The sequence below is a fragment of the Flavobacterium bizetiae genome, from assembly GCF_024271895.1.
Classification (GTDB): domain Bacteria; phylum Bacteroidota; class Bacteroidia; order Flavobacteriales; family Flavobacteriaceae; genus Flavobacterium; species Flavobacterium bizetiae.
This window is the reverse complement of sequence record NZ_CP091861.1, coordinates 1,126,735-1,139,322: the sequence shown is the minus strand read 5'-3', so window position 1 is coordinate 1,139,322 and position 12,588 is coordinate 1,126,735. Positions and strand designations below refer to the sequence as shown.

At 33.3% G+C, this 12,588-nt stretch carries 10 protein-coding genes; 8 read left to right on the top strand and 2 right to left on the bottom strand.

Annotation, left to right across the window (positions count from 1 at the left end; translation table 11 throughout):
- Positions 1-233 precede the first annotated feature (233 nt).
- From mnmG to L0669_RS05080, 7 genes are all read left to right on the top strand, one after another.
- A complete protein-coding gene (mnmG, locus tag L0669_RS05110; RefSeq protein WP_263761810.1) occupies positions 234-2,105 on the top strand; it encodes a tRNA uridine-5-carboxymethylaminomethyl(34) synthesis enzyme MnmG in 1,872 nt (623 codons plus the stop codon).
- A 341-nt stretch (positions 2,106-2,446) separates the two neighbouring features.
- Positions 2,447-2,674: a hypothetical protein gene (locus L0669_RS05105; RefSeq protein ID WP_263761808.1), complete on the top strand. Its 228-nt coding sequence runs from the start codon at positions 2,447-2,449 to the stop codon at positions 2,672-2,674.
- A 328-nt stretch (positions 2,675-3,002) separates the two neighbouring features.
- Positions 3,003-3,851, top strand: a complete 849-nt coding sequence (locus tag L0669_RS05100) for a class I SAM-dependent methyltransferase (RefSeq protein WP_263761806.1) — start codon at positions 3,003-3,005, stop codon at positions 3,849-3,851.
- A 685-nt stretch (positions 3,852-4,536) separates the two neighbouring features.
- Complete coding sequence (locus L0669_RS05095; RefSeq protein ID WP_173971196.1) at positions 4,537-5,118, top strand: OmpH/Skp family outer membrane protein; 582 nt, start codon at positions 4,537-4,539, stop codon at positions 5,116-5,118.
- A gap of 100 nt (positions 5,119-5,218) precedes the next feature.
- Entirely contained in the window at positions 5,219-7,498 is a 2,280-nt protein-coding gene (locus L0669_RS05090; RefSeq protein ID WP_263761804.1) for a helix-turn-helix domain-containing protein, read from the top strand.
- A gap of 104 nt (positions 7,499-7,602) precedes the next feature.
- The gene (locus L0669_RS05085) at positions 7,603-8,361 is read left to right on the top strand and encodes a hypothetical protein (RefSeq protein ID WP_263761802.1); all 759 of its coding nucleotides are present in this window, start codon (positions 7,603-7,605) and stop codon (positions 8,359-8,361) included.
- Positions 8,362-8,488: 127 nt separating this feature from the next.
- Entirely contained in the window at positions 8,489-9,250 is a 762-nt protein-coding gene (locus L0669_RS05080; protein ID WP_263761800.1) for a hypothetical protein, read from the top strand.
- A 36-nt stretch (positions 9,251-9,286) separates the two neighbouring features.
- On the opposite strand, the gene L0669_RS05075 is transcribed toward L0669_RS05080, so the two are convergent.
- A complete protein-coding gene (locus L0669_RS05075; protein WP_263761799.1) occupies positions 9,287-9,733 on the bottom strand; it encodes a hypothetical protein in 447 nt (148 codons plus the stop codon).
- Positions 9,734-9,862: 129 nt separating this feature from the next.
- Complete coding sequence (locus tag L0669_RS05070) at positions 9,863-10,831, bottom strand: HU domain-containing protein (RefSeq protein WP_263761798.1); 969 nt, start codon at positions 10,829-10,831, stop codon at positions 9,863-9,865.
- Between the two features lie 238 nt (positions 10,832-11,069).
- On the opposite strand from L0669_RS05070, the gene dprA reads away from it, so the two are divergent.
- The gene (gene dprA, locus L0669_RS05065; RefSeq protein WP_263761797.1) at positions 11,070-12,170 is read left to right on the top strand and encodes a DNA-processing protein DprA; all 1,101 of its coding nucleotides are present in this window, start codon (positions 11,070-11,072) and stop codon (positions 12,168-12,170) included.
- Positions 12,171-12,588: the final 418 nt, after the last annotated feature.

The window sequence follows — 12,588 nt, the reverse complement described above, 5'->3', positions numbered from 1 at the left end:
ATAAAATTTGTTTCGGAGATTTTGTCGAGAACTTGTCAAAGTATAATGTTTTAATCTGTTCCACGTGGAACAGATTTTTGTGATCTAGGAAGTGTTTGATGTTTCTGGGTTGTGTTTTTTTGAACTTGAAGAGTTTGAATTTTGCGCGTTAGCGCCGTTCCACGTGGAACAAAAGAATGAAAAAATAATTCTGAGGATCGCCTTAAACGGTTTGCAGAGAATAATAAAACAAAATGTTTTTAGAAGAATACGATGTTATTGTAGTTGGTGCAGGTCATGCCGGATCTGAAGCCGCGGCAGCGGCCGCAAATTTGGGATCGAAAACTTTATTGGTTACCATGAGTCTGCAGAACATTGCACAGATGTCTTGCAACCCAGCGATGGGAGGAATTGCAAAAGGACAAATAGTGCGTGAGATTGATGCACTTGGTGGATATTCGGGAATTGTTTCCGACCGCACGGCAATTCAATTTAAAATGTTGAACAAGTCAAAAGGACCAGCGATGTGGTCGCCAAGAGTTCAAAGTGATCGAATGCGTTTTGCTGAAGAATGGAGAATGATGCTGGAGGGAACTCCAAATCTTGATTTCTATCAGGAGATGGTAAAGGGATTGATTATCGAGGACGGAAAGATAAAAGGAATCAGAACTTCGCTAGGAGTAGAGATTCGATCCAAATCGGTTGTCTTGACAAACGGAACTTTTTTGAATGGTTTGATTCATATTGGAGAAAAACAATTTGGAGGAGGAAGAGCAGGTGAAAGTGCCGCAACAGGAATTACCGAAGATTTGGTGAAAGCCGGATTTGAATCAGGAAGAATGAAAACAGGAACGCCACCACGAGTTGATGGACGTTCTTTGGATTATTCGAAAATGAACGAAGAAAAAGGAGATGCGAAACCGGATAAGTTTTCTTATTCGGATTTAACCGTTCCGCTAACAAATCAAAGATCTTGTTACATGACGTACACGTCATTGAATGTTCATGATATTTTGAGAGAAGGTTTTGATCGTTCTCCGATGTTCAACGGAAGAATCAAAAGTCTTGGTCCAAGATATTGCCCTTCGATAGAAGATAAGATTAATCGTTTTGCTGATAAAGAACGCCACCAGTTATTTGTTGAACCGGAAGGGTGGAATACTTGTGAGGTTTACGTAAACGGATTTTCGACTTCGCTTCCGGAGGATATTCAATTTAAAGCTTTGCGTTCTGTTGTAGGTTTTGAGAATGTGAAATTCTTCCGTCCTGGTTATGCGATCGAATATGATTATTTCCCGCCGACACAATTGAAACATACTTTGGAAACAAAGTTGGTTGAAGGTCTATATTTTGCCGGACAAATAAACGGAACAACAGGATATGAAGAAGCAGCATCTCAAGGTTTGATGGCCGGAATAAATGCGCATTTAAAAGTGCACGAAAAAGCGCCGTTAATTTTGAAACGTGACGAAGCCTATATCGGAGTTTTGATTGACGACTTGATTACGAAAGGAACGGAAGAGCCATATCGTATGTTTACATCAAGAGCAGAATATAGAACTTTGTTGCGTCAAGATAATGCCGATTTTAGATTAACGCCAATGTCACATGAAATTGGTTTGGCTTCTGAAGCTCGTTTGCGCAGAATGGAAAAGAAATTAAACGAATCTGAAAAGATGGTTGCTTTCTTTAGAGAGACGAGTGTTTCGGTTGCAGAAACAAATCCAATTCTCGAAGCAAAAGAAACTGCTCCGATTACGCAAGGTGATAAAATGTTTAAAGTTTTCTCACGTCCGCAAATTGATTTGGAGGATATGTTGAAATTTGAAAAAGTAAAAGAGTATATCGAATCGAATGATGTAGATCAGGAAATTTTAGAGCAAGCAGAAATTCAGGTAAAATATTCAGGATATATCGAAAAAGAAAGAAACAACGCTGATAAACTAACTCGTTTAGAAGAAGTGAAGATTCCGGAAAATTTCGACTACAATAAAATTAAATCAATGTCGATTGAAGCAAAACAAAAATTGAGCAAGATTCGTCCTGTAACAATTTCTCAGGCTTCAAGAATAAGCGGAGTGTCACCAAGTGATATTTCCGTATTGTTGATTTATATGGGAAGATAAAAAAGTTTACAGTCTCAGTTTTTAGTTTTCAGTGAATGCTGGTTATTGAATGCTGAGACTGTTTGTTGAATTGTTCCACGTGAAACCATTTCTGATTTACATGTTTTTCGGTTTTGAAATAATCTGAAATTGAAGATTGGAATTGTTCCACGTGAAACGAATTTTAAATAGAAAGCTATATTGGTTTGTTTGTATAAAGAAATGATATAGTTTGTCATTCCGAGGAACGAGGAATCTCCGTTGCAAGATCGACAAAGTTTATTCTTTTGATTACGGAAATACTTGCGGGGGATTCCTCGTTCTTCGGAATGACAAAATAACCAAATTTTAAAGTTCATTCTATGAGAATTATTGAAACGCAAGTTTTGTCTTTGAAACAAAAAGATTCCTTAATGCAACTTTGGAATAATGAATATCCGGCAAAATTGAATTTGAAAACTATTAAAGATTTTGAATTGTATTTAAACGGACTTTCAGAAACAAAACATTATTTGTTGCTTGATGATTCAGATGAAATTCAGGGTTGGACTTTTACTTTTTTAAGAGAAGATGAAAATTGGTTTGCATAATTTTAAATAGTGAAATACACGGCAAAGGAATTGGTTCTCTTTTGATGAATGAAATAAAAAAGAATAATACAAGTTTGAATGGTTGGGTAATTGATCAGGAGAATGAAATAAAACATAATGCAACATTTTATAAATCGCCATTGCAATTTTATATTAAAAATGATTTTATAATTTGTTCAGAAATAAGAATTGAAAACGAAAAACTTTCGGCGGTAAGAATTAATTGGAAACGCTGAAAAAAAATATAATAAATAATAGACCCTAAAAACAGAATTTCTGGTTTTAGGGTTTGCCTTTAAATTAAACCAAAATACCTATAAACTTAAAAATGGACGTTTTAAACAAAAAACATTTTCTTACTGTAAAAGACCATTCTGTATCTAAAGAAATTTTCGATTTGTATTACGATGAAACTTTAGATATGTTAATCACATCTCCGCAACCAGATTTAGAAAATCTTGGAAAATATTACGAAAGCGAAGATTACATTTCTCATACTGATAACAAACGTTCGTTATTTGAAAAAGCATATCATTTCGTGAAAAATATTGCTTTAAAAAATAAACTGAATTTGATCAATGGTGAACAATCCCGAAAAGGAAGAATATTAGATATTGGTGCCGGAACAGGTGATTTTTTATTAACGGCAAAAAATGACGGTTGGGATACTGTTGGAGTAGAACCAAGCGAACGAGCAAAAAATATTGCGATACAAAAAGGAATTTCTTTTGTGAATGAAACTAGCGCTCTCGAAAATAATTCGTTTGACGTGATTACCATGTGGCACGTTTTAGAACATGTTCCAAATTTAGAATTACAAATTCAGGAATTGAAGCGTTTATTAAAGCCAACTGGAACTTTAATTGTTGCGGTTCCAAATTTTAAATCTTACGACGCGCAACATTACCAAACTTTTTGGGCAGCTTATGATGTGCCAATTCACTTTTGGCATTTCTCAAAAAAAGCCATCAAATCACTTTTTGAAAAAGTCGATATGAAATTAGAAAAAGTGCTTCCGATGAAATTTGATTCTTTTTATGTGAGTTTGTTATCTGAAAAATACAAAACCGGAAAAATGAATTACATCAGTGCTTTTTTTGTTGGTTTAAAATCAAATTTAAAAGCGAGCAGTACAAAAGAGTATTCATCGCACATTTATGTCTTAAAAAACAAGTAAAACGCAATTTAAGCGCATTTCTGGCGTTTTCTCAGCATAAGTGAGGACTTATTATGTCTTTTTTGAGATCATCTTTCTAATAAAAGCTATGAAAGCCACTTTTGATAGTGGTTTTTTATGCTTTAAGACGGTTCCATAAATAAAAACAATACCATAAAAAACGCACGTTTTTTGAAATTTTAAGGCTGAATTTTTCTGTTTTCAAATTTTGAAATCATGAAGACGAAAATTTTTGTGAATTTTAATTTTTTCGAAAATTGTATTCTATTTTTTTAGAAATGGAGCATTTTTAAAAATCTTGTTAATTCAATTTTTTGTTTTTTAAAATTTCAAAAGAAAAATGATTTTTTCGACATTTTTCTGGTGTTATAAATTTTTAAAAGCATCAATTTGAAAAAATAGGCATACAAGATTCTTTTAGGCTTTAAAAAAGGACTAAAACGTAAAATAAGCGTGTTTCTGATGGTTTTTTAGCTCAAGTGATGAGTAATTATGTCTTTTTTGAGAAAGTGTTTCTAATAAAAGCTATGAAAGTCGTTTTTGATAGCGTTGAATTATTGACATATTTCTTTCGATAAATAAAAACAATATGATAAAATTCTAGCATTTTTTAAACTTTATGTTGATGCTATTTATTTTTTTATATTTTTGTCTTCAATACATTAAAAAAATAGAAATTCAAAAAATGAAAAAAGCATTAGTAATTATCGCACTTTCAATTTTCGCCGTTTCATGTAATAAAACTGCAGAAGTAAAGGAAGTAAAAACAGCTTACGTAGATACTTCGATTTTAATGAAAGAGTACACTGAAGCAAAAGACCTTGAAGCAAAATACAAAGGGCAAGCTGAAGAAAAAGGAAGACAACTACAAGCCGAGATTACACGTTTTAAACAAGACGCTGCTAATTTTCAAAGCCAGGCACAAGCAAACGGTCAGGCTTGGGCTCAACAAAGAGGTGCTGAGTTGCAAAAAAGAGAACAACAATTGGGTTATGCTCAACAAGCTTTGTCTCAACAATTACAACAAGAAAGTGGTGTTGAAATGGATTCTCTAGTAAGTGGAGTTAAAAAATTCATCAAAGATTACGGTAAGAAAAACGGTTATTCTTATATCTACGGTACTGGTGATGCAGCTTCAATTTTATACGCTGAAGAGAAATATGATATTACAAAAGATATCATTAAAGCTCTGAATGATAAGTATAAATCAAGCCCAAAATCAGAAGAAAAACCGGCAGTAAAAGAAGGAGAAGCTGCTAAAAAATAATACCAAACTAACTAACTAAATTTAAAAACCTAAATCTGTCAAGATTTAGGTTTTTTCTTTTATAAAAATGCGATACTTTTAGTTTTTCAATACAAGCCCAATGCAAAACGTTACAGAAGCAGCTGCTTACACCTTACAATTCATCAATCAAACGCAAAAATCGATCTTCCTGACTGGTAAAGCAGGAACAGGAAAAACCACGCTTTTACGCGAAATCATTGCTACAACCCATAAAAATACTGTAGTGGTTGCTCCTACGGGAATTGCAGCGCTAAATGCTGGTGGAGTTACAATTCACTCGATGTTTCAGTTGCCATTTTCAGCCTTTATTCCGTCATACGAAGAGGCTTCTCAGTTTACTGAAACCGTAAAATTTGAGAATAAAGAAACCTTGCGCCGACACTTCAAAATGAATAATGTGAAGCGTAACGTAATCAGAAATATGGAGCTTTTGATTATTGATGAAGTCAGTATGCTTCGTGCTGATTTACTGGATGCTATCGATTTTATGATGCAAACGGTGCGTAAAAATTCACGTCCTTTTGGTGGAGTTCAGGTACTTTTTATTGGAGATTTATTGCAGCTTCCGCCCGTAATCAGAGATGAAGAATGGCGAACTTTGCGTAATTATTACAAAGGAAAATTCTTTTTTCATTCGCATGTAATTCAGCAATATCCACCCTTATATATCGAATTATCAAAGATTTATCGTCAGTCTGATGATACGTTTATTTCGGTTTTAAACAATCTTCGAAACAATCAGATTACGCCTCAGGATATTCAGGTTTTAAACGAATATGTGAAACCTGATTTTGATTTAAAAAATAATCCAGGATATATTACACTTACCACGCATAATGCCAAAGCCGATTCGATTAACGAACAGGCAATTGGCGATTTAGCGGGAAATGAATTCGCTTATCAGCCCTTTATTGTGGGAGATTTTCCGGAGAAAATTTTTCCGGTTGAGGAAAATCTGAAACTCAAAGTAGGCGCTCAGGTTATGTTTGTAAAAAATGATTTGTCTTTTGAAAAGCGCTATTTCAACGGAAAAATGGGCGTTGTAAAATCACTTTCGGCTGAAGAAATATTCATACATTTTCCTGAAGAAGATAAAACCATTGAAGTTGAAAAATACGAATGGAAAAATATCCGATACAAAGTAAACGATCTCACCAAAGAAGTCGAAGAAGAAGTTTTGGGCACATTTGCGCATTATCCGCTTAAACTGGCGTGGGCAATTACAGTGCACAAAAGCCAGGGTTTAACTTTTGAAAAAGCTGCGCTCGATGTATCGCAAGTTTTTTTGCCCGGACAGGCATATGTAGCATTATCACGTTTAACGTCCTTAAATGGGCTTATTTTGCTGTCTCCGCTGCAAATGAATGGTATTTCGAACGATCAGGATGTGATGGACTATGCTTTGAACAAAGCAACAGAAGAAGTTTTAAAACATTCTTTGCATTTTGAAACGAAAAATTTTATTCATAACTATTTGATTAGCAGTTTTAATTGGGCCGATTTGGCTCAGGAATGGCGCAATCACCGTTTTAGTTATAACGAAAATGCAGTCGCTTCAGAAAAATCGAAACATTCAGCCTGGGCACATAAACGTTTAGAAATAATTGATTCGCTGGCAGATCCTGCACAAAAATTCGTTAATCAGCTTAATAAAATTTTCAATAAAGAAACTGTCGATCTCTTTTTTGTACAGGAAAGGGTAGTGGCAGCTTATGATTATTTTTTTAAACCGATGGACAAACTGGTTACGGATCTTTTGAATAAAATGGCCGAAATTCAGAAATTTAAAAAAGTAAAAGAATTCTACGAAGAGCTCGCTTTTTTGGATGATTTGCAAACGAAAGCTGTTTTGCGTTTAATGAAGGCCAAATTGCTCATAGAAATTGTCGTTGCAGGCGAAACCATCTGTAAAGAGAAATTGTCGTCTACAGCGATTAAAAACTACAAATTAGACAAGGTTGCAAAGATCCGCGAGGAATTTAATATGTCGAACACTGATATTTTTAAATCTGAAGAACCTACAGTTCGTTATACGGCACGCAAATTAGATAAAAGCACACCAAAGGCCGAAAAGAAAACAACCATCGAAGAAACCCATGATTTGTGGCTGGAGAAAAATTCGATTGAAGATATTGCGCGAATGAGAAAACTAACGGTTCAGACAATAGAAACGCATTTGGTGAAATTAATTCAGGCTAAAAAAGTGGAGATTTCAGATGTTTTACCGTATGATAAAATTCTGGCTTTGCGTGAAGCTTTTGAGTTTTATCAGGAAGAATCTCTAAGTCCGCTAAAAGAAAAATATGGTGATGAATTTACCTGGGACGAACTTAAAATGTTTAAAGCCAGCATAAATTAATTTCAGATTTTGTAACTTGGAGTTTCAGAATTTGGAATTTGATTTTGAAGTTTTCAAATGAAATTTCGAAATCAACTATAAAAACATTATGTAAAATAGAAATTATGAAAAAGTTACTATACATCCTATTCATAGGCATTACGGTTCAAAGTATGTCAGGGCAGGACTTGAAACCAGAATATCAAAAGTTTGTCAAAAAATTTATTGATAATGTAAAAAATGATAGGAAAGAGGCTGTAGCCGAGGCTATTAAATATCCTTTAAAAAGAGACAATCCAATTCCGTCTGTCAAGAATAAAACAGAGTTTGTAAAAAGATATGATGAAATTTTTGATGCTAAATTGAAAGCTGAAATTTCAAAATCGAATGCGGCAAAGGACTGGTCAGAAATGGGCTGGCGTGGGATAATGCTAAATCAGGGAACTTTGTGGATGGATACTGACGGAAAAGTATTTTCTATAAGTTACCAAACTAAAGCTGAGAAAGATCTTAAAACCAAATTAATAGCTGCTGAAAAAAGCAAACTTCACCCATCGATTGCAAAGTTTGAAGCTCCGGAAGTTATTCTGGAAACCTCTAAATTTAGAGTTAGAATTGATGACCTGGGAAATGATAATTTCAGATATGCGTCGTGGTCGATAAAACAATCAATGAGCGAAAAACCGGATTTAATCATTACCAACGGAAAATGGTTTCACGACGGAACAGGAGGTAATCATCATTACGATTTTAAAAAAGGTAATTTTCTATACCAGTGTTATATTACAGTTTTGGGTACAAAAGATTCAGCACCAGCTAATTTAAGCATTTATCAAAACGGAAAAGAAATACTTAATCAGGACGCTAAAATTGTTCCACGTTAAACAAAATCCTATTCGAAAGAATGGGATTTTTTGTTTTATAACCTAATTCCAATTCGATTACCGCTATTATAAATTATTTATATTTGATTGTAAATGCCGGATTAGTAATTAATTAAAAATATTTAAGATGAAAAGAAGCAACATATTTTTAGTGCTATTATTTTTTTGCAGCAGTTTTATTTCTGCTCAGGATTCGAATATTAATTATCAGAAACTTGTTAAAAAGTTCATTGAAAATGTAAAAAATGACAAGAAAGAAGCTATTGCTGATGCAGTGGTTTATCCGCTGGAGCGCGAATATCCAATACCTGATATTGCAAATAAAGCAGATTTTGTAAAACGATATTCTGAAATTTTTGATGCTACGTTAAAAAACGAAATTATAAAATCGACGCATGCAAAAGGCTGGACTGATATGGGTTTGCGCGGAATTATGCTAATTCACGGCAACATTTGGCTGGATACCGAAGGACGTTTAACAGCAGTAAATTATCAATCGAAAGCCGAAATAGAACTTAAAAACAAACTAATTGCATCGCAAAAGAAAATGCTTGATCCTAGCATAGCATTTTTTCAGACACCAATTTGTATTCTCGAAACCGCTGAATTTAAAATCAGGATTGATAATTTAGGAAATAATAATTACCGTTTTGCCTCATGGTCGATTAAAAAAGAAATGATTCAAAAACCTGATTTAGTGATCAATGGTGGCGAATTAGTTGTAGAAGGAATAGGTGGAAATCATCAATATGAATTTAAAAAAGGCAACTTAGTTTATGAATGTGCGATCATCATTTTGGGCGAAAAAAATTCGCCTCCGGCGAGATTAAAAATTTATCAGGGCACTAAAGTTATACTGTCTCAGGATGCTAAAATTGTTTCACGTTAAACAAAAATCCTACTCATTACGAGTAGGATTTTTGTTTTAATATTCAGCTTTTACTCTGTCGAGTTTTTTCTGCTGTTCTATTTTTTTTAATTTAAGTTTTTGAATATCAAGATCGTGTTCTTTCAACTTTATTTGTTGTTTTTGTAGATCTTCTTCAGAAACCGAGCTTGAGTTTATTTTCGATTCCAGTTTTTGCTTGTTATATTCTAACTTATCAATCTTTTTGTTGGTAGATTCAAGATCTTTCTGTGCGTTTTTAAGGTCTTTTTGATGCCTTTCTAATTTCCTTTGTTCTTTTTTTAATTGCGATTGATCATTGTCTAGCTTTTTACGATACTCTTCTGTTGACTTCTGGGCTTCCAGATCTAATTTTTTCTGTGCAATTTCCTGAGACTTTTCAGTTGTAATTATCTTTTGAGCAAAAAATGAATTAGAGCTTAGAATAAATAAAAATGCGAGAAGTAATTTTAGCGTGTTTTTCATTGTATTTTGTTCTTTAAAATAGTAGAACAAAAATAGGATTGCAGCTCCTGAAGTTGAGCTAAATAAGGTTTTTTTAAAGACAAAATAAGACAAAAAAAATCCTATTCGGTTTGAATAGGATTTTTATTATTATAGAGTTTCGACTAAGATCCAGGCATCTGGATTTTCACCTTTTTGTATTTCTTTTTGTGCTTTTTCAGCTTCAGACATTGTAGCATAACTTCCGTATAAAACCGGGAATAAACCGTGTTTGTTTTCGCCTAACATTCTGGCTTTAAAACCATCTTTAATCAATTGATTATATGCTTTTCTTGCATTTTGTTCGCTTCTGTATGCACCTGCCATAATATGATATGACATTGCTTTTTCTTCGGCAACTTCTACTTTTGCAGAATCAACAGAAAGAGTTACAGCCGGCAATGGACTCTGAATGAAAAATGTAGCTTCCTGTATCTTGTTTTGTACTTTTTTCTGAACAGCACTTTCTACAACAAGCGTTTTGTTGGCAATTTGATTTTGGTACAAAGGATATCCAATACTTCCCGTGATTCCAAGACCTAAAACAAAAATTGCAGCATATTTCAAAAATGAATTCGAAGATCTTCCTTCTTCGTCATTTTCATATAAAGCAATTGGCTCTCTTTCTTCGATTTCCTTGATTTTTTTCTCGAAGTTTTCCTTTTTTACAAGAGGAGAAACAAACGGACTTAATCCGAAAGAACTTGCAAGGAAATTGGTTTGATCGTTAGGAGTAAAAATGATATTTTTCTCTGCATTTAAGCGAATTTCACCAATATTTTTAAGGCTTATTGTGCCATTTTCTTCTAAGGTATTTTTCCAGCTCTGAACTTCAAAAGCAATGGCGCTTACGGCAAAACCGTAAGATGTTTTTTCTCCGTTCGCGATATGATTTGCTAATAATCCGTCATTGTTTTTCAAATGGCTATTAAAAGAGATCATTTTTTTGGGTGGAAAAAACGAATTTGTGCTTTCATTAAGCTGAGCCGAGTGAATTTCGGTTAAAAATGCTCCAAACCCTGGAACCGTTACACACTGATAACGATACAATAACTGTGCTATGTAAGTTTCGATTTTCATAGTAACAAAGTTATGCAACGAATATAGTTATCAAAATTTTATTCACAATTTTTATTAACAATTCTGATATTTTTATAGACAATTAATATTCAGTGATTTAAACATTATGTGACTAGTTTTTAAAAATATAAAAAAATCTAATTTTGTTGTTTTATTAAGAAATTACTTTATTTTAATCATATTTGCACTATTAAATTGTTTAGAATTTTATATTCTATTTTACATAATATTTTAGTAAATGTCAGATCAGGATTTATTTTATTTGTTAGCCTTATTAAAAGTCGATGGAGTGGGAGATATTATGGCTAAAAAATTACTTACACATTTTGGAAATGCTGAAGCGATTTTTAAAGCCAAAACCAATCAAATAGCAGCTATTGATGGTGTTGGTTCTGTTTTATTGAAAAATTTTAAAGATAAATCGGTTTTTGAAAGAGCGAGTCGTGAGCTGGAATTTATTCATTCAAACCACATAAAAGCATCTCTTTTTCAGGAAGAAGATTATCCGGATCGTTTAAAACACTGTATAGATTCTCCTGTTTTGATTTTTTCTGCGGGTAATATCAATTTAAAAAATAAAAAAATAATCAGTATAGTGGGAACGCGTCAGATTACTTCATACGGAACGGAGTTTTGCAAGAAATTAATCGAAGATTTGGCTCCGCTTGATCCTGTAATTGTGAGTGGTTTTGCTTACGGAGTTGATATTGTGGCACATCAACTGGCTATGGATTATAATTTGCAAACTATTGGAGTTTTGGCACATGGATTAAACCAAATTTATCCCAAAGCACACAAGAAATATGTGGCTGCAATGGAAGAAAATGGAGGTTTTATTACTGAATTTTGGAGTACTGCAAACCCTGATAAAGAAAATTTTGTCCGCAGAAATCGTATTGTTGCCGGTATGACCGAAGCTACGATAGTGATCGAATCTGCTGATAGAGGAGGTTCGCTTATTACGGCTAATCTGGCAAACGATTATAATCGCGATGTTTTTGCCGTTCCAGGGCGCGTTACAGACAAATATAGCCAGGGATGCAATGATCTTATCAAAACGCAAAAAGCAAACGTTTTAACGAGCGCTGCTGATTTAGTTTATATTTTGAATTGGAATATTGATAATAAATCGAAACCTGTGCAAAAGCAGTTGTTTGTTGAGTTGGAATCTGATGAACAAAAGATATATGATTTCTTACTGAAAAATGGGAAAGAATTGCTTGATATAATAGCATTGCAATGCGATTTCCCTATTTATAAAATCTCAGGTTTGCTTTTGAATATGGAACTTAAAGGAGTGATAAGACCGCTTCCGGGGAAATTGTTTGAGGCGATATGAGAATTAAGTTTTTATTTCTGAGATTTGAAAATATTTATCAAAAACAAGATAATTGACAGTGTGCCAAGAATCAAAGAAACATTGAAATTGTCGAAATTTATTGAATAAAATGCCAGGATAATTAGCTCAAAATGTGCTAGGGAAATGTAATAATTTGTCTTTCGTTTAAGTAGAAATATTATTAAATAACCAAAAATAAAAAGTATCTGAGAGATAGCTAAAAATACATTTAGTAAAATTTCATTTGAAACAGTAAAAGCCCAGCCAACCGTTTTATTCATGCTGTAAAACTTCTCATCTCCAAATAAATAAGCTAATAAGTATCCTAATAAAAAAAGTGATATTAGGAGAAGAAACATGTATCTGGTAAATAGTTTTCGCACTATTTGTATGGATTTATATTAGATAATTATTTTAT